23 protein-coding genes, 2 tRNA genes and 1 rRNA gene are annotated in these 21,484 nt (G+C 52.7%); 8 read left to right on the top strand and 18 right to left on the bottom strand.

Features of this window, described 5'->3' with window-relative positions; translation table 11 throughout:
* Positions 1-138: 138 nt before the first annotated feature.
* Entirely contained in the window at positions 139-3,150 is a 3,012-nt protein-coding gene (locus NUS69_RS07260) for a PKD domain-containing protein (RefSeq protein WP_258083168.1), read from the top strand.
* 6 nt (positions 3,151-3,156) lie between these two features.
* Here NUS69_RS07260 and NUS69_RS07255 read toward each other — a convergent pair whose 3' ends face one another.
* From NUS69_RS07255 to NUS69_RS07210, 10 genes are all read right to left on the bottom strand, one after another.
* Positions 3,157-4,221, bottom strand: coding sequence for a mechanosensitive ion channel family protein (locus tag NUS69_RS07255; RefSeq protein WP_258083167.1), 1,065 nt, complete (start codon positions 4,219-4,221; stop codon positions 3,157-3,159).
* 2 nt (positions 4,222-4,223) lie between these two features.
* Entirely contained in the window at positions 4,224-4,862 is a 639-nt protein-coding gene (locus NUS69_RS07250; RefSeq protein WP_258083166.1) for a DUF432 domain-containing protein, read from the bottom strand.
* 54 nt (positions 4,863-4,916) lie between these two features.
* Entirely contained in the window at positions 4,917-5,903 is a 987-nt protein-coding gene (locus tag NUS69_RS07245; RefSeq protein ID WP_258083165.1) for a hypothetical protein, read from the bottom strand.
* A 152-nt stretch (positions 5,904-6,055) separates the two neighbouring features.
* Positions 6,056-7,210, bottom strand: coding sequence for a hypothetical protein (locus tag NUS69_RS07240; protein ID WP_258083164.1), 1,155 nt, complete (start codon positions 7,208-7,210; stop codon positions 6,056-6,058).
* Positions 7,211-7,333: 123 nt separating this feature from the next.
* Complete coding sequence (locus NUS69_RS07235) at positions 7,334-7,993, bottom strand: DUF434 domain-containing protein (RefSeq protein WP_258083163.1); 660 nt, start codon at positions 7,991-7,993, stop codon at positions 7,334-7,336.
* Positions 7,994-8,015: 22 nt separating this feature from the next.
* The gene (locus tag NUS69_RS07230) at positions 8,016-8,786 is read right to left on the bottom strand and encodes an HD domain-containing protein (protein WP_258083162.1); all 771 of its coding nucleotides are present in this window, start codon (positions 8,784-8,786) and stop codon (positions 8,016-8,018) included.
* 107 nt (positions 8,787-8,893) lie between these two features.
* Positions 8,894-9,310, bottom strand: a complete 417-nt coding sequence (locus NUS69_RS07225; protein WP_258083161.1) for a type II toxin-antitoxin system VapC family toxin — start codon at positions 9,308-9,310, stop codon at positions 8,894-8,896.
* Positions 9,311-9,343: 33 nt separating this feature from the next.
* Positions 9,344-10,576, bottom strand: a complete 1,233-nt coding sequence (gene eif2g, locus NUS69_RS07220; protein ID WP_258083160.1) for a translation initiation factor IF-2 subunit gamma — start codon at positions 10,574-10,576, stop codon at positions 9,344-9,346.
* A gap of 107 nt (positions 10,577-10,683) precedes the next feature.
* Positions 10,684-11,061, bottom strand: coding sequence for a 30S ribosomal protein S6e (locus NUS69_RS07215; RefSeq protein ID WP_258083159.1), 378 nt, complete (start codon positions 11,059-11,061; stop codon positions 10,684-10,686).
* Positions 11,062-11,160: 99 nt separating this feature from the next.
* Positions 11,161-11,475, bottom strand: a complete 315-nt coding sequence (locus tag NUS69_RS07210) for a hypothetical protein (protein WP_258083158.1) — start codon at positions 11,473-11,475, stop codon at positions 11,161-11,163.
* A 278-nt stretch (positions 11,476-11,753) separates the two neighbouring features.
* Here NUS69_RS07210 and NUS69_RS07205 point away from each other — a divergent pair, with 278 nt between their 5' ends.
* A complete protein-coding gene (locus NUS69_RS07205; RefSeq protein WP_055429144.1) occupies positions 11,754-11,924 on the top strand; it encodes a preprotein translocase subunit Sec61beta in 171 nt (56 codons plus the stop codon).
* On the opposite strand, the gene NUS69_RS07200 is transcribed toward NUS69_RS07205, so the two are convergent.
* Complete coding sequence (locus NUS69_RS07200; protein WP_258083157.1) at positions 11,921-12,577, bottom strand: GAS domain-containing protein; 657 nt, start codon at positions 12,575-12,577, stop codon at positions 11,921-11,923. The two genes, NUS69_RS07205 and NUS69_RS07200, sit on opposite strands and share 4 nt — an antisense overlap.
* Before the next feature lie 93 nt (positions 12,578-12,670).
* Between NUS69_RS07200 and engB the strand changes: the two genes are divergently transcribed.
* On the top strand, positions 12,671-13,294 hold the full coding sequence (gene engB / locus NUS69_RS07195; protein ID WP_258085034.1) for a GTP-binding protein EngB: 624 nt from the start codon (positions 12,671-12,673) through the stop codon (positions 13,292-13,294).
* On the opposite strand, the gene NUS69_RS07190 is transcribed toward engB, so the two are convergent.
* Complete coding sequence (locus NUS69_RS07190; protein WP_258083156.1) at positions 13,241-13,705, bottom strand: Lrp/AsnC family transcriptional regulator; 465 nt, start codon at positions 13,703-13,705, stop codon at positions 13,241-13,243. The two genes, engB and NUS69_RS07190, sit on opposite strands and share 54 nt — an antisense overlap.
* A gap of 163 nt (positions 13,706-13,868) precedes the next feature.
* On the opposite strand from NUS69_RS07190, the gene NUS69_RS07185 reads away from it, so the two are divergent.
* From NUS69_RS07185 to NUS69_RS07175, 3 genes are read left to right on the top strand one after another with little or no spacing between them, the layout of a single operon-like run.
* On the top strand, positions 13,869-14,936 hold the full coding sequence (locus NUS69_RS07185) for a Clp1/GlmU family protein (protein WP_258083155.1): 1,068 nt from the start codon (positions 13,869-13,871) through the stop codon (positions 14,934-14,936).
* A 44-nt stretch (positions 14,937-14,980) separates the two neighbouring features.
* On the top strand, positions 14,981-15,811 hold the full coding sequence (locus tag NUS69_RS07180) for a geranylgeranylglycerol-phosphate geranylgeranyltransferase (RefSeq protein WP_258085033.1): 831 nt from the start codon (positions 14,981-14,983) through the stop codon (positions 15,809-15,811).
* Positions 15,812-15,823: 12 nt separating this feature from the next.
* Positions 15,824-16,204: a ribonucleoside-triphosphate reductase gene (locus tag NUS69_RS07175; protein ID WP_258083154.1), complete on the top strand. Its 381-nt coding sequence runs from the start codon at positions 15,824-15,826 to the stop codon at positions 16,202-16,204.
* A 41-nt stretch (positions 16,205-16,245) separates the two neighbouring features.
* Here NUS69_RS07175 and NUS69_RS07170 read toward each other — a convergent pair whose 3' ends face one another.
* The 5 genes from NUS69_RS07170 to NUS69_RS07150 form a co-directional block, all read right to left on the bottom strand.
* Positions 16,246-17,049, bottom strand: coding sequence for an OB-fold nucleic acid binding domain-containing protein (locus NUS69_RS07170; protein WP_258083153.1), 804 nt, complete (start codon positions 17,047-17,049; stop codon positions 16,246-16,248).
* Positions 17,046-17,423, bottom strand: coding sequence for a replication protein RepA (locus NUS69_RS07165; RefSeq protein ID WP_258083152.1), 378 nt, complete (start codon positions 17,421-17,423; stop codon positions 17,046-17,048). The genes NUS69_RS07170 and NUS69_RS07165 overlap by 4 nt, the downstream gene beginning before the upstream one ends.
* Positions 17,424-17,433: 10 nt before the next feature.
* A complete protein-coding gene (locus tag NUS69_RS07160; protein ID WP_258085032.1) occupies positions 17,434-18,498 on the bottom strand; it encodes an OB-fold nucleic acid binding domain-containing protein in 1,065 nt (354 codons plus the stop codon).
* Between the two features lie 135 nt (positions 18,499-18,633).
* Positions 18,634-19,236, bottom strand: coding sequence for an SMC-Scp complex subunit ScpB (gene scpB, locus NUS69_RS07155; RefSeq protein ID WP_258085031.1), 603 nt, complete (start codon positions 19,234-19,236; stop codon positions 18,634-18,636).
* Between the two features lie 41 nt (positions 19,237-19,277).
* Positions 19,278-20,324, bottom strand: coding sequence for a DUF835 domain-containing protein (locus tag NUS69_RS07150; protein ID WP_258083151.1), 1,047 nt, complete (start codon positions 20,322-20,324; stop codon positions 19,278-19,280).
* Between the two features lie 142 nt (positions 20,325-20,466).
* On the opposite strand from NUS69_RS07150, the gene rrf reads away from it, so the two are divergent.
* Positions 20,467-20,588, top strand: a 5S ribosomal RNA gene (rrf, locus tag NUS69_RS07145).
* Positions 20,589-20,596: 8 nt separating this feature from the next.
* Positions 20,597-20,674 (top strand) — tRNA-Asp (locus NUS69_RS07140).
* 646 nt (positions 20,675-21,320) lie between these two features.
* Here NUS69_RS07140 and NUS69_RS07135 read toward each other — a convergent pair.
* A tRNA-Lys gene (locus tag NUS69_RS07135) sits at positions 21,321-21,398 on the bottom strand.
* Between the last annotated feature and the right edge of the window lie 86 nt (positions 21,399-21,484).

Here is a 21,484-nt window from a genome sequence, read left to right as displayed (position 1 = left end):
AATTATGGCGATTCTGGATTAAATGTTTTGATTAACATCTTAGAAAGATTTATTACTTTTCAAGTATTTTTAGGATATGGGTTTACGAAAATCCTCTTCTGGATTTTCGTAGACTCTCATCTGCAGGGGGTAGTGGTTATGAAAAGCAAAGCCACGCTTCTCTGTATATTTTTGTTGTTCTGCTCTGGATTAGACTACGTGTCGAGTGGGGCAGGCCAGGAGATACCCTTTTGGAAGGATGGGATGGTTATCAAAGACGAGGAGATAATTATCGGGGACAGAGGAGACAATTTCTTTATGTATGAAAATGAAAGTGGGAAGCGCCTGTATTCCTTTAGGAAGGACTATGAGAAGTGGGACGAAATAACGGCCGGAGATGTGAACGGTGATGGGAAGGCAGAAATAATCCATGGGGACAGGGATGATGACATCTACATATTCACAAAGGACGGTGTGATGCTGGCCAAGAGGGACGTGAACTTTGAGGCCGGCGATGATTTAGCCGCGGGCGATGTCGATGGAGACGGGAAGGAGGAGATTATCTTTGCAGACAGGAGCAGTGACTGGATAACTGCCTTTAATGAGAACTTGGAAATCGAGAAGAAATTCCACATCGGGGAGTTCAGCGATGAGGACGGCATAGCGGTTGGAGATTTTGATGGGGACGGCATCTGCGAAATCGTCCATGCGGATTTCAGCGAAGGCATGATAACAATCTACAACATGAACGGGGACATGATAGGCCGTTTTTCAACCGACGACTACTTCTCCCTGACGGCGAGGGACGAGATAGCCACTGGCGATGTGAACCTCGACGGTTCCGATGAGCTGATAGTGGCGACCCGGGACATGGCGAACAGGGGAAGGGGGATAGGGATACACGTCTTCTCCTTTGTCTGGGAAAACGGGGGATACAAACATATAGAAATCTCCAGCTTCCCGATTTCATTCAAAAAAGGTGATAGGATTGCCGTCGGGGACGTCAATGCCGACGGAGTCGATGAGATAGTGTGGGCCTCCCAGCAGGACGTCATAAAGGTCTATGACATGCAAGGTAACACTCTCGGAAAGAGCTTTAGCTCACACTTTCAGTACGGTGCAGGTTTGGCCGTTGGGGACGTGGACGGGAATTCCATAAAGGTAGGGCCTCCAAGAAGGGGAACACTAGCAGTTGAAGAGAAGGTTATAGCTGTGATAAATGCTCCTCCCGTAGACTATGACGTTATAAACGATGATGGCATCTTTTACGCCAGGTATCGGAGTAGGGAAACTGAAACAGTCACCACCACAGTAAAAGCCATTACGGACTCAAAAATGAGTGTAGGACTCAAGCTCACCCTTGGAGAAAAGAAAGTGGCGAGTATGGAGACAAGTTTAAAGCTAAACATGGAGAAGAAGACAACTTCGATAACAGGACAATCCTTTTCCACCCAGCAGACCCTCACGTTGTGGGCCGATATGGCAGATGGAGCAATTGTGGTAACCACGTATTATGATGTGTATGAGTTCCCTATAATCTCACCTAAAGAACTGGCGGTTATCGATGGGAAACAGCAGTACATACTGGCGACTGTTCCAAAAGGACCGCCGTCAATTGCTTTTAAGGAGTACAATTCTGAACTGCATAAAGTTGGCGATATAACAACATATCCGACGAATGTTTACGAGCTCCGAAACTATGAGGCTTCCAACATGCTCGCCATGTTTTCAATAATGGTGGGAGAAGTTAGTGGTTCTTATGAGAGGATCATGAAAACCCTGAACTGGAAAGAGGAAACCAATATGTTCAGCATCGGCATCAAAGCAGGTCTTAAATTTGGAGGTGTAGTTTCTCCCGGGGTTAGGGTAGACGCAGAGTTTGAAGGAGAGTATGGAGAGACCGAAATAACCACTCACAAGGTAAGCTTCTCTGAAGAGACTGCAATACTTGTGCACTACAAAGGAAGGGTTGAGGAGGAAGATAAAAAATACAATGTTACGGGTGTTCTGTATCTCGACAGCGAGGATGGCCATCTGGTTCTCGATTTCTACGTGCCCAGTATGGGTGACTATTACAAGATGAGAACATTGAGCCCGGTAATCGTGACCAGACCGATAGTGAATCCAAACTTCCCCTATTTGCCCCCGGTTCTGACCCAGATCAACCTCGCCAATGTCCTTGCCAACAACAGTGCTCCGGAGTGTACTCTGACTGCAAGTCCTGGCATGGGAAAGGAGCCCCTCAACGTTGTGTTCAACTTTAACGTTCAGGATCCGGAAAACGACAAAACCCGCTGGAGGCTGGACTTTGGGGACGGAAACTTTGTTGAGAGTAATTCGACGGAGGTGCGCTACAGGTACGACAACGAGGGAGAATACACGGCTACGCTGACCGTTCGTGATGAATGGGGAGCGGAGTCAACCTGTACGGCCACGGTAAATGTCCTAAATAATGAGCCTCCCACTGTATCGTTCACGTACAGTCCATCCTCGGAAATTCGTGCGGGGGACAGGCTTCGGTTTGAAGCAAGCGCAAGCGATCCGGACGGCAACGTAGAGAGCTGGCTCTGGGACTTTGGAGACGGCAGCGTGTCTACTGAGCGGAACCCGGAGCACGTTTACAGCGCCCCCGGCGTTTACGTGGTGTCGCTGACTGTGGGTGATGATGAAGGGAAGAAGGGGATGTACAGTACCGAAATAACTGTCTCCCCGAGGAATCTTCCACCGACTGCCGATTTCACGGTCTTTCCCAGGAACCCGAAGGTTGGGGAGGAGGTTAGCTTTGTGGATAAGTCCTATGACCCCGACGGGAAGGTAGTGGACTGGAAGTGGGACTTCGGGGATGGGACAACCTCTACCGACCCTGAACCGGTTCATTCCTACACGAGGGCTGGCAACTACACGGTGGTGCTCACCGTGAGGGATGATCTTGGAGGAGAGGATGTTGTAAGGATGTCCATAATGGTGGAAGAAACCGTACCGAGCGAGAGTCCTCATGAAACACCTTCCGAAACTTCTCCCACTCCCAGCGAAACGATTATGAGCGAGTCATCTACTGCATCGGAGACATCAACTGAAGAAACTCAGGACTCAGGAGGAACGTGCGGCGTTGGTCTTATGGTGCTGGCCGCCCTACTGCTCCCCCTGATGGGAAGAAAAAGGGGTAAGTAGGGACAGTTATTCTTCCTTCGTTTTTTCCACCTTCACCCTCAGCTCGTTGGCGAACCAGTTGACCCTCTGCGGGAACGGTATCTCTATGCCCGCCTCGTCCAGGGCCTTTTTGACATCGAACACTATCCTCGTCCTCACGTCGAACCACTTCTCACTGGGTGCCCACGCCCGGACGGATATTACAACGGCGCTGTCTGAGAGCTCGCTTATGTACACCGCTGGTTCGGGCTCGGCCAGGACGAGGGGCATATCATCCAGTACTTTCTTTATTATCTCCACCGCCCTGTCGGCGTCGGCGCTGTATGCTATCCCGACCTGGATGTCCACCCTCCTGACGGAGTGCCGCATCAGGTTCACGATGTTGCTGTTGAAGAGCTTCTCGTTAGGTATTCTTATCAGTGTCCCGTCCCAGGAGCGTATTCTCGTGGAGAATATCCTTATGTCCTCAACGACTCCGCCTGCGTCTCCAACTTTAACCGCGTCCCCTATTTGGAGGGGCTTATCGAAGTACATGAAGACTCCCGAGATAAAGTTCGAGACTACGGTCTGGGCTGAGAAACCCAGGATGATGCCCGTTATCCCGGCCGCCGCCAGGAGGGCGCTGAGCTGGGCGCTAACCCCTGCAAAGCTCAGTGCCATAAAGAATGCAATGGTTATGAGGACGTAGTAGAACAGCTTGGCCCTGATAACAACGTCGGGCCCCGGCTCCCCTCCGGAGCCCTCTATCATGTAGTCCCTGGACTTCCTTGCTATCAGGTACGTGAAATAGAAAAACCCTGCGGCGAAGGCGATGTTCCCGAGTGTTGTCGGTCCGATGCTGTAGCTCATTATCCCGAGAACGTACAGCGCCCAGATCGCTCCCCCAAGGACAAACATCCTGAAAAGTATGTCGGCGGTGTCCTGGTTTATTATCCACTTAAGGGAGGTCTCTTTGGATTTCCTGATGATGAGCTTTCTGATGACCCGCCCTATCACAACGGCCCCCACAAGTATTACTGCGACCTTGACGGCACCTATAACCGTAAGTTCAACCTGCAGGGGAGGCGGCCAGGGCAGTGTGACGTTGGCCATGCCTACCACCTCATCCTGAAGTTGGGTATCGGCTCCGCCTCATGGGTCTTTCTGAGGGTTCCGTCCGGCGGGTTCCCCGTGTTGTTCACCTCGTAGGGCTCCCTCGTTGTGAGCACAACCAGGGGGTAATAGGCTTTGTCTCTTGAATAAAACATGGCACTTCCCTTTATCGGGATGACGACCTTCTCCACCAGCTTCCAGTCCCCGGTGGGGTTGTTTATGATGAGTTTTACAACACCCGGTGCCTCGGGGGCTTCCCTGTAGAACCCGCTGGTGTGGTACCTGGCTATGACCCCGGATGTTATCCTGCCGTAAAGCGCGTACTTCTCCCTCCCGACGACAAAGCGGTCTATCTCCGTCCCACCGCTCCTGACGGTGATGTCTATTGGGGCGGATAGGTATCCGGTGAGCCTGTCCTTTGGGGGAACCGCTATCTTCTCGGAGAGCCTTATCATCAGGAACCTCACGCCGTAGCCTTCAGCTGGAGCCGGAAGGACGAACAGTCCGTCCTCACCTCTCTTTATGAGAACCCTGACTTCATCACGCCTGTAGAGAACGGTGTCCCCGGGTTTCTCAACGAGGTGGATTTTTTTGTCCATGATTTTGATGAACTGGGTCTTCAGCTCGTACTCCCCAAACATGGGTAGAAATATGGCTAAGAAAATTTAAAGTTGTCTAAAATTGGGGGAAGGAATTCACTCCTCCTCGAATCCGATGTCTTCAAGTTTCATATAGGAATATATGTTTGTTCCCCCTGCCACGAAGAGGCCTTCCGCCTCTATTGGAACAGGCAGGTTTGGTGCTATTATCGCCCACCCGTTGCCCCTTGCGTCACCAACGATGTATGACCATTCGACCCTCACGGTTTTGAAGGTCTTTCCGCCTATGCTGGTGGTCCCCTGGGGCTCTATCTTGTACTTGTACTGGTAGTTCATGAAGCCGTAGCTTCCCTCGGTTGATGTCATTAGGTTTTCTTCCTCCAGCACTCCCCAGAAGCCGAACGTCGTCATTGCGAAGAATGCCGTGTAAGTAAGGTCGGTGTCCGGAATGTCGGCGAGACTGAAGCCCTCGCTCATGTAGAAGTCATAGTCGTCCTTTCCAACGGCGCTCGGATTATAGACCTCGTAGACGTTGTCCTTGTACTTGATCTTGAATCCAATGACCTCTGGATAGCCCATTCCGAAAGTCTGGGCTATCGGGAACAGGAAAAAGCCCTCATAGAACTCCAGTGGCTGGGTTCCCCACAGCCAGTACTCCACCGGTGCATCGAGCTGATCTGCGTTTATTGGTATCAGCTTTCCATAGTACTCGTAGGCATCGTACTCGCCCAGCTCGACCTTCTTGGCCTCCCCGGTCTGCATGTCCCATTCGGTTCCGTAAACTGTGACCTTGCCGGGGCCGCGTCTCTTTTCGACTTCGTATTCATAGACCGGGGCTCCCTCTGCCTGCCTGACCTTGATGTTGTACCTGAGATACGTTATCCTGTAAACGCCGTTCCCAATGCGGACTGGCTTCGATGCGTCCCAGGGATTGGTCCAGGTGGCGTATTCCGATGTGGCAGTGGTAGTTTCCTCTTCCGTGTCGGTTTCGCTGTACGTTTCAGTGGTCTCGCCTGTGTATCCTCCTTGGGTCGAGGTCGCAGGGGTTGTTGTGCTCTCGCTTCCTCCCAGGCATCCGCTCACACTTACAAAAACTAAAAGAACGACAAAAATTGAAAAAACAGTCTTGGTCTTGACATTCATATTATCCCAACCTCCAGTTATCTTACATCAAATACAACTGGGAAATACTTAAACATTTGCATAGCCAGGTAAAAGAAATGAGGAGAAGAGCCTCAGGGCAGGTTTTTCTCCAGCTTCAGGTCTTCCAGTTTCAGGTAGCCGTAAACGACCGTTGTCTGGCCTGTGTTTGGATCCTTATAGGAGTAGTAGCCTTCGCTCTCAATCACCAGGGGCAGATCGGGTGAGAACTTTCCTTCTCCCTGGAGCTTGACGCCCTCCACAGTCCCTTCGTACTTCCACTGGTAGTTGACCAGCTTGAAGGTGAATCCGGAGTAGCTTGTAACGCCGTCGGGGCTTGTGCTCCATGTCCAGGTGTGACCCATTCCGTCGCTCCAGACGCCCGACTGCGGAACCAGAACGTTAACGCTGCTCCATTCGTACCAGAATCCCAGATGGAGGAGGGTAACCCAGCCCATGTAGAGGTATCCGAGGTCTTCGTTTACCGTATCGGGCAGGTTCATATCCCCCTCAAAGCACGGAAAGAGGCCGCTCTGGAACGGGGCGGGGTTCATGACCCTGAGGCTCTGTCCTTTGTAGTCGAACTGGATGCCGACAAAAATGTTGTCTCCGGCACCGGTCGGGGAGATGTACGAGAACCACAGCACGTCCCACGGATAGATGAACGCCTCGCTCATGTTGGAGAGGTACCAGACTGTTATGGTGAGGGTGTCATCAAGTCCAGCAGCCTTGATAGGATTCACCACGGTTCTGTAGGCGTAAACCTGCTGCTCACCGAGGTCTTTCTTGTTTCCCATAAGATCCATACCGCAAACGTTGACGGTGGTCTTATCAACGCTCTTCTCTATGACGTATTCATAAATCGGTGAGTTCTGATCCGGCTGAATCTTGTAGCGGTACTTGTAGTAGGTTATCCAGTAGGTCTCGCCCTTGATGTTTATCGGGGCGTACTCCCATGGGTTCTCCCAGTAGGCTTCCTCAGTGGGGGTCTGGGTTTCAGTCTCAGTCTCGGTGGCGGAGGTGGTCTCGGTCACTGTTGTTTGGGTTTCCGTTACAGGAGAGGAGGTCGTCTCGGACGAAGTTGGAGTGCTGGAAGTGTATGACGGTGATGTGGCCTCGGTAGAAGTTCCAGGGGTGGTTGTTGGGGATGAGGGAGTGGTTGAGGTCTCCCCACCTCCCCCGAGACAGCCGCTCGCGACGACCATCCCGAGGAGCAACAATACCAACACGGCCGTTACGACACGTTTCATCCAAATCCCTCCGAACCCGCAAAAAAGGAAGCGGGTCGTAGAGACATGTTATATTCTTGTCACTTGTCATATTAAAAACTTTCTAAGACTTCAAACAAAACTGAAGCGGTTGGATATATGTCCCTACTCTCCCAAGGCTGCCGATTTGAAAAGTCTGAAAAATGGCTTTGCTTCCTTCCCCAGCCTGAGGCCAATGTAGGCCGCCAGATCAAAAACGAAGGGAACCTTTTCGATGATGCCGACGTCGGCGGTCGCCACGGTGTCGTGAGTTTTAAGCTCGAAATCCGGGCTCTTGACGAGTTTGGCCTCCCCAGCCACGCCTTCGACCTCCAGTGCCTCCTCGGTGAGCTTTCTGATGAGACCGCTTTGGGAAACGCTTCTGCCGTAGAAGAAAACCGCCTCTGAAACCTCCAGCTCAAGGAGCGCCCTGGCTATTTCACGGAGCAGGTTTTCTGTTTCTTCCCTGAGCCTGTACTTTCCCTGGTACTTCAGGTCTCTCACGATTCCGTCCTCACAGAGCACGGCTTTTCCTTCTACCAGTGATTCGAGCGTTATCAGGACGTTGAAGCCGTCTATAGCCAGCACTTTTCCCCTGAGCTCATTGGGCCCCAGAATTTTTTTCCTGACATCCTCGATCCATGAGTCGGGGAACACGCACCTGGCCAGCAGGTGCCTCTCCCCCCTACTCAGCCGGTAGTGGTTGGCCACGAATTCGAGGGCATACCTCTTCCGGTAGCCCCTGTTGAGGAGGTATTTAAGGTCACGGTAGGCCTCGAAGAGCATGGTAAAAATTTGGGGGAGGTGGTTAAATAACCTTCTCCATGAGCTCTTCCCCAACGTGGATCCTCAGCTTCACCTTCCCGCTTAGGAGGGAGCTCTTCACCTTCTTTGTCAGTATCTCGTCCACCTGGAAGATGCCGGCGAGGTGCTTCATCCATATCTCAATGAGTATTGGCTGCTCCATGGTGCCCTCCTTGATATCGACCCTTTCTATGGCGAGTGCCGAAACGGCGTGTATGTCGACCCTGTCCCTCTTGTGGGCCAGTCTGCTCCTTCCGGCCTCCATGTCGCAGCCGTCTGCTATGGTAACCAGCGAGCCTTCTATGGTGGTGCATGGGACATGTTCGTCATGGGTGTATATAGCGTTCAGCGTCAGTGCCTTGAGCAGTAGCGGGTCGTCCCGTTCGAACTCCGCGACGAGCTTTTCCACTATCGGCTCTGCCAGGAAGGCACTGAACCCGTAGTGGTTGACGCGGTGAACCATGTTCCCTATGTCGTGGAACAGGGCCCCGAAGGCAACTATGAACTTGCTCCACCGGAAGGGCTTGCCGAGCTTTTCTGCCGTCGTCTGGATTCCGAACTTCCGAATGATGTTCAGAAGCTCCAGCGCGCGCCTGGTGGTTAGGAGGACGTGGATCGGCCCGTGGTCGTTGAACTGGTAAACGTTCAGGACGATGTAGTTGGTCGTCTCGAAGTAATAGCGGTACTCTCTGAATGCCCTCTCGTAGAGCTCGTAGAGCTCCTCATCTTCGAGGAGTTCCCTAATCTCGCTTAATAGTCCTTCCTCAGTGTACATCGTCCCACCCAAGGGGCAAACGGCGGGGAGAATTTAAGGGTTTTGAACGAAAGCCGGTGAAAAAGGCGAGCGTTTTTTCGGTGTTTTTGACGTTTTTCGCGAAACACTCACTCCAACATGCCCTCAAGCTCGAGTATCCTCTTCGAGCGGAGGTATACAACGGGAACGCCTTTCTCCCTCAGCCTTTTCTTCAGCCCCTTGTCGTTGGTGCAGACGATTACGCGCTCGTTTTTAACTGCGAAATCGAAAATCTGGTCGTCTATTGGTTTTTCTCCAAAGCGGCCCATCTCAACGACCTCAAAACGCTCCGCGAGCTTCTTTGCCATCCTGATGGCGAGTAAATCCTTTCCCCGGGACTTCCACTCTATGACATCCAGCTCCTGGAGGACGACGTTCGGAACGGCTATCCTAAACCTCACGTCGAGAACCCTGTTCAGCTCGGATATTATGTCAACGCCGAACTGCCCCGGAACCAGGAGAAAGTTCGTGTCCGGAATCACCAGCCACTCTCTTCTTTCGCCCATCAACCTCACCGAAATTAAAGGGATAAGAAAAGCTTACTCCCTGATGAATCCGTAGCCTATGAGGCGCCACCTGCTGCCGACCTGCCTGCTGATGGCGACCCTGTCGCCGACTTCCGCACATATCGGTATCTGGAGCTTGAGCTCGATCTCGTCCTTTCCGAGGCCAGTGACGAGGCCCATCGTCCTGGCCGTTCCGACGTTGAGAAGAAGAACCTCGCGCCTCTTTATCGGCTCGACCTTGAGCTCTTCCTCGGTTCCTACAACGCGCTCAAGGAGGTGGACCTCAAGCCTCAGATCCTCCCATACAGGTGGTAGCTGGCCGGGCTTTCCGACGACGTTTCCGGCCATCAGGTCACCCTTGGTGAGGTAGGGGTCGAGCTTGGTTCCCACTCCGACGAGTCCGCCCGGGTAGGCCTCCTCGACGAACCTTCCGCCGGCCTGGAGGGAGACTATCTCGGTGGTTATGGGCTCGTACCTTATCCTGCCGTGGTCCTCGTAGGGAACACCGGGCCTTATCTCAATCTCGTCGCCGACCTTGAGCTTGCCCTGGATTATCGAACCGCCAATGACGCCACCGACGAGCTTCTCGGGCTTGGTTCCCGGTTTGTTGACGTCAAAGCTCCTCAGGACGAGCATCTTGGGGGGCTTGTTGAGGTCGTGCCCCGGCGTCGGTATGAACTCCTCTATTGCCTGAAGGAGAACGTCAACGTTAGCGCCGTGGAGCGCTGATATCGGGATTATCGGGGCGTTTTCTGCCACAGTCCCCCTGACGAACTCCTTTATCTCGTGATACCTCTCGATGACCTTCTCCCTGTCCACAAGCTCGATCTTGTTGAGGGCTATGACGATGTTCTTGTTGCCGACTATCTGGAGGGCCATAAGGTGCTCCCTTGTCTGGGGCATGACGCCCTCGTTTGCGGCTATTACGAGAACGGCACCGTCCATGAGGGAGGCACCGGCGAGCATCGTTGTCATGAGCGCCTCGTGGCCGGGGGCGTCTATGAAAGAAACGCGCCTCTCGAACTCTGTCTCAGCACCGCAGTACGGGCAGGCCGGTGAGTTGGAGTACCTGCCACAGCTCGGGCACTTCCTTATCTCCGCATCGGCGAAGCCTATCTTGATTGTGATTCCCCTTCTGAGCTCCTCGCTGTGAGTGTCAGTCCAGATTCCGGTCAGGGCCTTTGTGAGTGTCGTTTTACCGTGATCAACGTGACCGACCATTCCAATGTTAACCTCGGCCTGCCTAAACTCCTTCTTCTTTGCCATCTTCTCTCACCCCTAAATTTAGAGCGTTGGCCGGTTTATTAAGGTTACCTCGATGGGGAGAACTTGAGCAAGACAGAAAAGCGATAAGTTTGGGGAAAGGAGGAAGCTCAGAAGACGAGCTTCATGTTGATCTGGACGATCTCGGGGCTGATGGTGTTGCCCCTGACGGTCTTCTTCCTCCTCTCACCCTTCTCCTTCGGCCTGAAGCCCGGACCCTTTGAAACGAGGATCTTGACCCTCCTCGGGCCGTGGACGTCGGGCCTCATGGGGAAGCCGTCCTTGTCGGTTCCACCGGTTATCCTGAGCTTGACGCTGCCCGGGATCTCCTCGCCGAATATCTCGGTGAGGTTGAGCCCGAGCTCGCTTGCCGGTATCTCCTCCCCTATGCGCTTTCCTACCAGCTTCTCGGCCTCTTCACCGCTTATCTCAATCTGCCTGGCTATGCCGGTCTTGGGGTTGGATATAACGAGCTTGAAGGTCGCCATTTCCTCCCACCTCCTGTGTCATTAGCGGGATTCATTGGGTAAACCCCTTATCCAGTGAGCGCTGTGGCTTGGTGTTTAAAAAGTTTCCCCTGTCGGAGCTCACTTCCTCCCGAGGCTGTGGAGCCAGTACCATAACCTAACAGTGTACTCCACCGTCGGCGGATAGCTCTGGACGACCTCCGTTATTTCCATGTTTTTCTTAAAGATTGGAGCGTCGATGGTTTTGAGGAACCTCTCAAGCTCTTCCCTGCTCGGTGCCCTCCAGATGGTATGAGAGCCACCGTTGAAGTTGTATGAGGCGACGAACTCGAACCCTTCCGGGAGGCTGACCTTGCTGAAGAAATCTGCGGCCTCCTTCGCCGCTATAACGTCGTCCTCTCCTGGCCAGCGGTGGGTTATGTGGTACATCGGCACGGGAACACCCCCACATATTGACGAAGACTTAGCATGTTTTGCCAGAGGGAGCGCCGCTGGGTGAGAAGTGTCGCTGGTTTCCGGGCGCTCCGTTTTGATCCATCCAGAAAGAACCTGCTGTGTGGACATTGACCTTATCATATATAAAGATTGTGACAGTATTAACTTTGCATTTATCGAGAAAAAACTTTATAAATTTTCCAGTGTTTCCGGTGATGATTCCCAATCAAAACTTTTTTATACTTCCAGCGGTAGCCACTCCTTGAGGGGTGAGATGGATGGCAAAAGAAAGAGCAACGCTTCCGCCAACCGGTGCCGGTCTTATGAGGTTCTTCGACGAGGACACAAGGGCAATAAAAATAAGCCCGAGGGGGGTCATAGCGGTTACGCTTATCCTGGTTGCCCTTGAGATACTCCTCCATGCATTCGGCCCGCAGCTTTTCGGTTAAATAAAGCTCGTCTTCTTTAATCCCCTTGCGTTCAGCTCCTCGTTGATTATTGCCCTGACCACTTCTTCCAGCTGTGTCTGTATAAGCTTGTCCACGTCGTCCTTTATCTTGTCTATGTCGTGCCTGAGTCCCTCCAGGAGCCTTATGTAGTCCTTGGCCATCTCTAACTGCCCTTCCTGCCTGACGAGCTGTTCCTTGAGGTGCTCGAAGTCCTCCTTCATCACTTGGAGCTTTCTCAGTTCCCTCTGTATCTCGTCGAGCTTCTTCGTCAGCTCATAGTTCTCCTCCTTGAGTTTCTCTATTAGCCTCTCCTTGGCTTCAAGTTCCCTAACCAAGGAGTTATACTCCTCGGCTATCTGGTTGAGCCTCTCTATCTCCCTGAGCGGCGGGACCTTACCGTTCCCGAGGATTATAACGTCCGGCCCAACGTTGACTATATCCCCGGGCCTTATTTTGAGCTTCCTCTCGCTGGAGAACATGCTCTGGCCCTTTCCTAGGTTCTCCACTTCCTTCATCTTGAGGATGAAGTAGAACTGGTCACCCTCAACCTCGACGTTTATATCTGTAACGTAGCCCAGTATCTTTCCGTCGGTCAGGGATATGACGAATTTGTTGATGAGCTGGTTGGCCTTGGTTTCGCCACCCTCTACCATAAAACACCACCGTTGAGACTTATCCCTTTGCCTACTTAACTTTTCCGCCAAGGCTTATAAGGCGAAAAAGCTTCATCGCTTACGGTGAGAGGGATGATAATATTCGTGGGACGTTCGAACGTTGGCAAGAGCACGCTCATCTTCCGCCTGACTGGGAAATGGGTCAAGAGGGGCAAGAGGCCCGGAGTCACTAGGAAGCCAGTGGAGATAAACTGGCGCGGGAAGCTGGTGGTGGACATGCCCGGCTTCGGCTTCATGAGCGGCGTTCCAAAGGCTAAGCAGGAGCGCATAAAGGACGAGATAGTGCACTTCATCGAAGAGAACGCGGAAAAAATAGAGCTGGCTGTTCTGGTGGTTGATGGCAAGGCCGCCCCGGAGATAATAGAGCGCTGGGAGAAGCGCGGAGAGATACCTATTGATGTTGAGTTTTACCAGTTCCTGGGGGAGCTGGAGATTCCCGTGATAGTGGCCGTAAACAAGATGGACAAGATAAGGAACCTGCAGAAGACCATAAACTTTCTCGCCGAGAAGTTTGGCGTTCCCTACAGCGAGATACCGGAGACGTTTGTGCCCATTTCAGCGAAGTTCGGAACGAACCTGCTGGAGCTCAGGAAGCTTATGGAGAAGAAGCTCAAAGAGGGCAGGAAAAAGCCCCCAGCTGAATCAAAGGACCTCAAGGACGATGTGGGTGATGGTCTCTTTGACACCGTCGAGTGAGGCTATCTCCTCAAGTATTTCATCAAGCTTGGTCTTGTCGGCCTCGACGATAAGGTCAATGTCACCTGTAACGCGGTATATCCTCTTTATTTTAAGCTCCTTTATATGTTCGTAGACGTGCTTTCTCTTCGTGGGTTCTATCTTCACGAAGACGAAGACGTCGCCTTTCTTTTCCCCGAGAAGGTCGAGGGCTTTATCGGTCAGGTCTATAAAGCCCCTTCCGGTTCTTATGTAGCCGAGCTCTTTAAGCACCTTGAGGTGATTGCTGAGAGCCTGTCTGGTGATTCCAAGCTCTTCTGCAAGCTCGTCCTGAGTTTTCTCAACGGTGTGCACCTCGATGGTCTTTCCTTCCTCATAAAACTTCCTTAGAAGCCTTATCTGCCTTGGAGTGAGGGTGGTCTTCCCTTCCATTTTTAAAACCTCCCTTTTGCAAGATTAGCGTTTACAGCTTTATTAAACCAATCGTTTTTAAGTCTTATGTAAACTTTTCATGATTCATAAATTATGGCCACTACCACTCTTATAAGTCTTTCTAAAAGTTACCTTTTTAATTCCAATTCTCCTAGGAACGCACATGAACAAAGCAACCTACACGGAGGACGTTCCGCCGGATAGGTTTGAGCTCCTTGAACGGATAATGAACCTGGAGCGGCCTGCAAAGGTCATGCTTATAGGCCCAACCGACAGCGGAAAGACAACTTTGCTGACTTTTCTGGCAAACAGGCTCATTGAGGAGGGTCTCAGGGTTGCGGTGGTTGACAGCGATGTCGGTCAGAAGGGCATCCTTCCTCCGGCTACGGTAAGTCTGGCTTTTCCAGAGGGGCCGTTTGAGTCGATCGGTGAGCTTAGGGCATATGCCCACTACTTCATAGGCACCATAACCCCCGGAAGCTACACCGGAGAGATGGCCGTTGGAGTTAAGAGACTTGCAGATATCGCCGTCGAAAAGGCTGACGTGGTTCTCATAGATACGACGGGTTTCGTCACAGGTCAGGGAATTGAGATGAAGCGCCTCAAGGCTGAACTCGTAAGGCCCGAGCTGATCGTCTTCCTTGAAAGGAACGGCGAGTTATCTCACCTTCGGAGGCTCCTCTCCCCCTATGGAGAAGCCCTGACTCTTTCCATCAGTGAGAAGGTGAGGGAGCATTCAAGGGGCGAGCGCAGGGAGGTTAGAAAGGAAAAGTGGAGGGCATACTTCTCAAATGCTTCACTGGTAGAGGTTGACCTTTCGGGGACTGTTCCCACGGGAACGGAGCTCTTCAGGGGCAGGCCTCTGACTCAGGAGGAGAGGGAACTGCTGTCGGCGCTCTTCCGATGGCTCGTCATAGCCGGCTGGAAGGGAGAGCGCTACGTTGTCGTCAAGGCGGAAACTGAGGGTGGAATCAGGCAGTACACTCGCTCGGTCATCCATGCCGTCGATTTTGATAGGCTCAGCAACCTTCTTGTGGGATTCATCGATAGGAACGGCCTCTGCCTTGGCGTCGGGATACTCAAGTGGATAAACTTCAGTGAGATGAAGGCGCAGGTTTTGACGCCTCTCCCGACCCAGGAAGTTGGTAACGCAGTCGAGCTCCGTTTTGGCAGGATTAGGGTGCTTGAAACCGGTGAGGAGCTTGGCCTCCTCCGGAGGGAGGAGCTCTAGCAAAGATTTTTAAGGCAATAACCCAATCAAATTAGGTGTCCCTAATGGAACTCAAAGCCTTCGTGGAAATAACCAGGCCCCACAACTGCATTCTGGCCGGGATAGTGGGTGTCTTGGGCTCGATAGTTGCGGTAGGACACTTTCCGGATCCAATTACCGCCCTCCTGGTGTTTCTCGTTGTTACACTTGGCTGTGCCGGGGGAAACACTATAAACGACTACTTCGACTACGAGATAGATAAAATCAACCGCCCGGAGAGGCCCCTTCCGCGGGGTGCAATGGGCAGAAAGGTCGCCCTCTACTACTCACTGCTCCTGCTCGCAATGGGGCTGGTTCTCGCTCATTTCATAAACATCCAGGCTTTCATACTGGCAATTATCGCCTATGCGGCGATGGTTCTCTACGCCTGGAAGCTCAAGCCTCTGCCGTTTATAGGAAACCTCGTTGTTGCAGGTTTGACCGGCGCGACACCGCTCTACGGTGCTCTTGCCGTTGAGCACATCGGTTTGGCCGGCTACCTCGCGCTCTGTGCCTTCATGGTAAACGTCGCCAGAGAGGTGATAAAAGACATCGAGGACGTAGAGGGCGACGTTGCCAAGGGCGCCAGAACGCTTCCCATAATCTGGAGCGAGAAAAGGGCAGCTTACGTCGGGGCCTTGTTCGCCCTCCTGACCGTTGCGGCCTCGTTCCTGCCGGTGAGGGCCGGTGTCGGCCTCGGTTACTACGCGATGGTGCCGGTTGACCTGATCATACTCTACGCCGCATACATTATACTTAAGAACCAGGACAGGGAATCGGCACACAGGGCGCAGAAGCTGCTCAAGACGAGCATCTTCCTCGCCGTTATGGCGTTCATAATAGCCGCGATAGTGTGAGGGGGTGGGATTATGGAGTTTAAAGACGAAGTCGTGAGAAACCTTGAATCTGAGGAACTCTGGACGGTCATTACATTTAAGACACCGTACGGGCCCGCTAAAACTCTTGAAAAGCTCATCGAAATCGTGGAAGAGTCCGGCTGGCGCGTTACCTTCAAGGCCAACTGGTGGACCGCCGACATACCATATGGACTCGCCAGAATAGACGCCAGGAAAGGCGGCAGGGAGAAGATAGTGCTCGGCAAGTGGATACTCGGCTCAAAGTGCGAACTGATAGGTGTCGAAAACATGCCCCTTGAGAAGGGAAAGGACGAGTTCTTCCGCATGGTGGACAGCATAACCTCGACGCTGATATACGACCCGGTCATAAGAACTATGCGGGAGCAGTACTGAGCTTCTCTCCCTTTTTAGAAAATATAAATGCGTGGAGAGCCTTAAAGCGGCTCGTAGTAGCCTATTTCGGGCTCGTATATCTCGCCCTCAGCCAGGAGCTGTGTTATTGCCTCCTCAATCAGTTCCTCGTCGATTTCCTTCGAGAGCTTCTTGACTATGAACTTGTGCGATAGCGCCTTGCCTTTCTCGCGGAGGAGTTCTAAAACGGCCTTCTTGGCCTTCTCAAGCTCCGGATTCTCTGCCTTAGGCTCCTCTTCGACGATCTCCTCCTCAAAGAGTGCCTCCTCGGTGCTCCTCTGTTCGAGCATCATGGTGTAGAGTTCGTCTATGGTCATGAGCATGTCCTCGCTTACCCCTTTGTTCTTGGCTATGACCTTGGCCTTGGCGGTTATCCCGTAGCGGTCGTATATCTCGAAGGCTATCCTGGCCTTCTTGGCGTGCTCGGCCTTCTCCTTCAGCGTCTCGAAGCGGTGGAGTATCCACATGTTCGGCTCGACCCTCGCTATGCCCTCGACGAGTATCTGCTTGTCGTCGCGCCACTCGGCAACTTTTCCGATTATCTGGACCAGGTCTCCCTTCTTCACGAGGTTTATGAAGCGGGTGTTCTCCCTGAAACCGAAGACCCAGAGAGTCCCGGTACCGTCGTCAATCTGGAACCTCCCATAGGTCTCGTCCTCGCTCATTATGGGCTCCCTGACGACGGTTGCGACGACCTTGACACGATAGACTTTTCTGGCATCCCTCGTTATCAGGTAGTTGGGCTCGAAGTCGCCCTCGCTCTTGACGTAGTAGCCGTCGATGATGTCCTTGATGTAGACCCTGCTGGCCGGAAGGCGCTTCTTCATAGTTCTTCACCCCCAAAGAACTCTATGATGCCCTCAACTTTGGGCAGTACCTTCTTCTCAAGTTCTCTGATTTCTTCCAGTGCCTCCAGGTCAGCTCCACTGAAGTCCTGGACGACTTCGCCGTAGATGTGAACTCCCTCCTCGTTCCGGATTACCCTGCCGATGACCCTCACTATCTGACCGTTCTCTGGAAGAACGTTCTCCTCGCTCTCGATGAGTATGACTCCGGTTCCATCGTCGAGCCAGAAGGTGTAGTCCATCTTATCAACCTTGAAGGCCTTCCCGATGAGAGAAACCCTCGTGTCGTCTTCCCGTATCTCTCCAATCTTCCTTTCAACGGCGGGCTTCCTGCGCCTGAACTTAACTTCCTCCATACCCAACACCTCACATGAACTCCTTGAGGACCTCCTTCAGCTCGGCCCTAATCCTGGCAATCTCGCGCTTTGGATCTACCTCGTCCCAGCCGAAGGCCTTCAGTATGAGGCCCAGGAACTTGTCGTCCACGACGCTGCCCCTGACTATTATCTCCCTGCCGAGCAGGTAGTAGTACTCATCTTCGGCCAGCTTCCTTCCGGCTTCCCTCAGAGTTAGGCCGCTCTCAACTAGCTCCCTGAGCTTTTCGGCTATCTCCTCAGGGTCTTTGCCCACCAGCTCGGCAGCGTCGTCTCCAAAGAGGGTTGTCCTTATGTATCCCGTGGAGTCGTCAAGCCCGAAGTCGATTATCGTTATCTTCACCGGCTGAACTTCGCCGTGCTCAGGGCATATCCAGGCGTTCGTTGCGGGGTCGTAGTCAACCTTCCTCCTGCACTGCGGGCAGGCGTCGTAGACTGTGACGCGGTAGAGCCTCGCAATTGTTCCGCGGACTTCAACGAAGCGCTCCCCGCCCATGAGGTCTCCTATCTTCCTTCTCTGGTAGTTGTAGCTCCTGACCTCCTCTATGGGCGGTATTTCCTCCACGCGCGGGTCTTCCGGGTTGAGGATTATCCTCGTCCTGAAGTTGGCGTGGAGTTCGACTCCGTTCCTTCCTTCCCTGACGCTGGGGTCGATGATCTTGATAACATCCCCGGGGTTGAGCTCATTGTAGTACTTGGTTACGAGGCCGTCCCACAGAACGAGTCTAGTCTTTCCTGTGGCATCGTATATTATTACGTTGGCCACCTGACCTGTGGAGCCGTCCCTCTTCTGGTACTCTCTGGGCGGATATTTCCTCAGAACCCTCACAACAACGTTGACTCCGGTCATTCCGGGAACGAGGTCTGCTATGTGGAGAAGCTCCTCCTTGCCCTCAAGATTCACGCCGAGCTCTTCTGCCAACATTAGAGCGGCAGCATGCTCGGAAATCCCCTCTCGCGAAGCTATCTCGGATATCTTTTTCTCGATTTCATCTCTTGAGAGGCCTTTCTGCCCCTCGATCATCTCGATAATTTGCTCCTTTGTCAGCACTCCCATAACACTCACCTTAATGGTAATGATAGCTCGGACTATTTAAACCTTTCTCTAAACCCCCTCCGGTGACCGAGTTTCCAGAAAAGAGGCATAATATCATCTCTTGAAAAGAAATGGAGTAACTGGAGGGCCGGGAAATTACTCTCCGCTCCCCACGGCGACATCTTCCGGCTCAGCTGAACCCTCCTCTTCCCGGCCGTTGAGCTTGGCTATCAAGTCACTGTACTCGGCATGGACAACCTTTCTAAAGGCATCCTTGATGATGTTGGGGTCGTTTTCAGGGAAGCCGTAGAGTTCGGCGAACTTTGGCGTCGTCCCGAGAAGCTTCGTCCTCTCATAGGGCTCGGCATAGATCAGGCCCATTTCAAGGAGCTTCCTTATGTGCTCGTATGCCTGACTCCCCCTGAGCTTCACAACCTTGCTCTGTTCTATCGGTTGGAGGTACGCTATGAGGGCGAGGGTCTTCAGCTCGCCTGTTCTAAGGTCCGGCCTCGGCATGAGGTGAACCACGCGCTGGCTGTATTCCTGCTTTACCTGCATAACGTACTTGTCCCCCAGAACCTTCACAACCTCTATCGCACTCTTCCTCTCCGCGTACTCGGCCGCTATAAGTTCTATCAGCTTTTCAAGGTAGTCCAGAGACCGTATTCCCAGAGCCCTTGAAAGCTCCTTCACACTGAGCGGCCTTCCAGAAACGAAAAGAGCCGCTTCGACAAGGGCTTTGTCCTCAAGGAGTCCCATTATTATCACCACACTGAAAATTGAGCGATTCCTTATAGGGTTTATCCCCCCATAAGAACGCGCTTGATCGTCAGATAGTCCTTTCTGTCCAGCGCGTTTTCATCGGCAACGACGATTAGACGGCCGTCCCGCAGTATGACCAAATCTCTGAGGGTTCCAATGAATTTTGTCACCGCAGTCATGCCATTATGGATTATCAGGTACTCTATTCCATCTATCAGGACGACCCCTGTAATACCCCTCGTTTCCGCCTCCTGAAGGTATCTCCCGGAGAGCTCAAGGATGCGTGGGAGGTTCGTCGGGGGTATGGTGTCTTTTCCCGGCAGGCTGGTCAGGAAATAGGCCTTCCATTTGTCCGGGACGCTGAGCTCCCGTATGAATGCCAGAACAGGATAGCCATTGAGGTCCTCCTTGATCCTCCTGTACTCCCTGCTGGCGACTAGCTCAATTCCCGGCTTGACAGTTATCTTTATCTCCCCTCCAAGGTGTGTGAATTCCCTGGACAGAACCATCTTTGCCATAAAGTACGCCGAGAAAACTGTGAGGATGGCCCCGAGGACGAACCCGATAGGGGCGAACCACTCCACATCCCTGAGGAAAGGATAGTCCATTTTGTGAAGTCCCAGAAGGCACAGTAACAAGGCAGTCCTCCGGGCGTTTGTGAAGGCATTGTTTATCGTCGTGATGATCATAATGCCGGTGAGAACGATGAAAAACGCGGCAACACCATAGGGTATTCCCACGACAGAACTCCAGTCGTTCCCAAGTAGTATTCCGTACATGGCCGCGACAAGGGGCGGTGCGGCCCACAGGGTTTGGTACCTAACAGGCCTTCCCAGTTCCTCTGAGAGAAAGGCCAGCGATCCGAGAAAGAGTAGGGATGAGAATGTGGCCTCTGTTAATGAAACAAGCTGGAGGACGCCAAGCGCATCTGCGGCTATGCTCATAGCTGCCACAAGCCATGCGAATGCCCATACGACCGCGGATCTTCTCCGCGATTTTATGTAGACGGTGAGGAGTACTGCAGAGACCACCAACTTGGCAGAGAGGCTGAAAAACTGGCCCAGCAGGAGCACGGTGGTGTTCATCTTGACCCTCCCACGGTATCCAACTGTTAATTTGTGTTCTGGCTCTATAAAAATCTTTGGCTACCGCGTGGGGATTCAGATGCTAGTGTGGACTGCTGGCGACCGTAATCTTTATAAACCCAACCTGGGAGGTCTGTACCGGTACGGCGGTCATAGCGGCGGGGTCACACCCGGTCTCGTTTCGACCCCGGAAGTTAAGCCCGCCAGCGATCCCGGTTGTACTGCCCTCCGGGAGGGGGCGGGAAGCCGGGGACGCCGCCGGCCACTCAAACGCCCGGGTGGTGTAGCCAGGCCCATCATACGGGACTGTCACTCCCGTGACTCGGGTTCAAATCCCGACCCGGGCGCCATTCTAACAAACTTTTGCAGAGCAAAGTTTGATCAAAGCCTGTAGTTCCTGTTTTGAATTCCAAATTGCCAGGTTTTTCAAGCATGATTCACATCTGGTTTTGATAGGGGGCCTGTCCAAGCGGCCATTCCCTTGTGGGGGTTACTCTTTCTGGAGCCTTTCGGGCATCGATTTGACAGAGAACTCTCAAAATAGAATGTTCTGCCGGATTCCCATACTCTGGAGGTTAAATTTCACGGCAATCCCACTTTAGCAAACTTTGCTTTGCAAAGTTTGATCAAAGAGGGCCCTTTCCATTAAACTGACAAAAACCAGTCGTGCAATGGCCAAGTGCAACCAAAACATGGGTTTAACTTTTAAATTAAGCTCCTAAAGCAGTTTCAACTTTGTTTCGGCGCCCGAAGGGCGCTTTGGAGAGTGAAACGCTCACAAAATCGCGGTTTGAGCAAAACAAACCCCCAAAAACAAGCAATTTCAAAAATGCACACCAACTTCCGACAGCGCTTGGACAAGCAAGGGCTGAAAGGGGGCGTGGGGGCGTTAGCCCCCCGAAGGTCTAGAAAAAACGGGGTTCGTGGGGCGAAGCCCCACACCGGGGGATTGAGAGTACAGAGAGATAAGGGGGCGGAGCCCCCTTGTCTTTCGTGTGGCGGGCCGGACGGGATTCGAACCCGCGGCCACGGGGTTAAAAGCCCCGCGCTCTAACCAGGCTGAGCTACCGGCCCACACCCGATGGGATAACGGCGGAGAGATTTTATAAGCTTTGCCCCATGCGAAAACTACTTAAACATTTTTGGGTAGCCTAATCAGG

Origin of the sequence: Thermococcus thermotolerans (assembly GCF_024707485.1) — an archaeon.
GTDB classification, from domain to species: domain Archaea; phylum Methanobacteriota_B; class Thermococci; order Thermococcales; family Thermococcaceae; genus Thermococcus; species Thermococcus thermotolerans.
This window is presented reverse-complemented; position numbering and strand designations above follow the sequence as displayed.

What these genes read in the sequence shown, in the direction of transcription:
- NUS69_RS07175 (WP_258083154.1), top strand. Translation starts at nt 15,824, where the DNA reads ATGGAGTTTAAAGACGAAGTCGTGAGAAACCTTGAATCTGAGGAACTC.
- NUS69_RS07250 (WP_258083166.1), bottom strand. Translation starts at nt 4,862, where the DNA reads ATGTTTGGGGAGTACGAGCTGAAGACCCAGTTCATCAAAATCATGGAC.
- NUS69_RS07235 (WP_258083163.1), bottom strand. Translation starts at nt 7,993, where the DNA reads ATGCTCTTCGAGGCCTACCGTGACCTTAAATACCTCCTCAACAGGGGC.
- eif2g (WP_258083160.1), bottom strand. Translation starts at nt 10,576, where the DNA reads ATGGCAAAGAAGAAGGAGTTTAGGCAGGCCGAGGTTAACATTGGAATG.
- NUS69_RS07165 (WP_258083152.1), bottom strand. Translation starts at nt 17,423, where the DNA reads ATGGAGGAAGTTAAGTTCAGGCGCAGGAAGCCCGCCGTTGAAAGGAAG.
- NUS69_RS07185 (WP_258083155.1), top strand. Translation starts at nt 13,869, where the DNA reads ATGAACAAAGCAACCTACACGGAGGACGTTCCGCCGGATAGGTTTGAG.
- NUS69_RS07205 (WP_055429144.1), top strand. Translation starts at nt 11,754, where the DNA reads ATGGCAAAAGAAAGAGCAACGCTTCCGCCAACCGGTGCCGGTCTTATG.
- NUS69_RS07240 (WP_258083164.1), bottom strand. Translation starts at nt 7,210, where the DNA reads ATGAAACGTGTCGTAACGGCCGTGTTGGTATTGTTGCTCCTCGGGATG.
- NUS69_RS07150 (WP_258083151.1), bottom strand. Translation starts at nt 20,324, where the DNA reads ATGAACACCACCGTGCTCCTGCTGGGCCAGTTTTTCAGCCTCTCTGCC.
- scpB (WP_258085031.1), bottom strand. Translation starts at nt 19,236, where the DNA reads ATGGGACTCCTTGAGGACAAAGCCCTTGTCGAAGCGGCTCTTTTCGTT.
- NUS69_RS07215 (WP_258083159.1), bottom strand. Translation starts at nt 11,061, where the DNA reads ATGGCGACCTTCAAGCTCGTTATATCCAACCCCAAGACCGGCATAGCC.
- NUS69_RS07255 (WP_258083167.1), bottom strand. Translation starts at nt 4,221, where the DNA reads ATGGCCAACGTCACACTGCCCTGGCCGCCTCCCCTGCAGGTTGAACTT.
- NUS69_RS07260 (WP_258083168.1), top strand. Translation starts at nt 139, where the DNA reads ATGAAAAGCAAAGCCACGCTTCTCTGTATATTTTTGTTGTTCTGCTCT.
- NUS69_RS07225 (WP_258083161.1), bottom strand. Translation starts at nt 9,310, where the DNA reads ATGGGCGAAAGAAGAGAGTGGCTGGTGATTCCGGACACGAACTTTCTC.
- NUS69_RS07200 (WP_258083157.1), bottom strand. Translation starts at nt 12,577, where the DNA reads ATGGTAGAGGGTGGCGAAACCAAGGCCAACCAGCTCATCAACAAATTC.
- NUS69_RS07190 (WP_258083156.1), bottom strand. Translation starts at nt 13,705, where the DNA reads ATGGAAGGGAAGACCACCCTCACTCCAAGGCAGATAAGGCTTCTAAGG.
- NUS69_RS07160 (WP_258085032.1), bottom strand. Translation starts at nt 18,498, where the DNA reads ATGGGAGTGCTGACAAAGGAGCAAATTATCGAGATGATCGAGGGGCAG.
- engB (WP_258085034.1), top strand. Translation starts at nt 12,671, where the DNA reads ATGATAATATTCGTGGGACGTTCGAACGTTGGCAAGAGCACGCTCATC.
- NUS69_RS07180 (WP_258085033.1), top strand. Translation starts at nt 14,981, where the DNA reads ATGGAACTCAAAGCCTTCGTGGAAATAACCAGGCCCCACAACTGCATT.
- NUS69_RS07230 (WP_258083162.1), bottom strand. Translation starts at nt 8,786, where the DNA reads ATGTACACTGAGGAAGGACTATTAAGCGAGATTAGGGAACTCCTCGAA.
- NUS69_RS07170 (WP_258083153.1), bottom strand. Translation starts at nt 17,049, where the DNA reads ATGAAGAAGCGCCTTCCGGCCAGCAGGGTCTACATCAAGGACATCATC.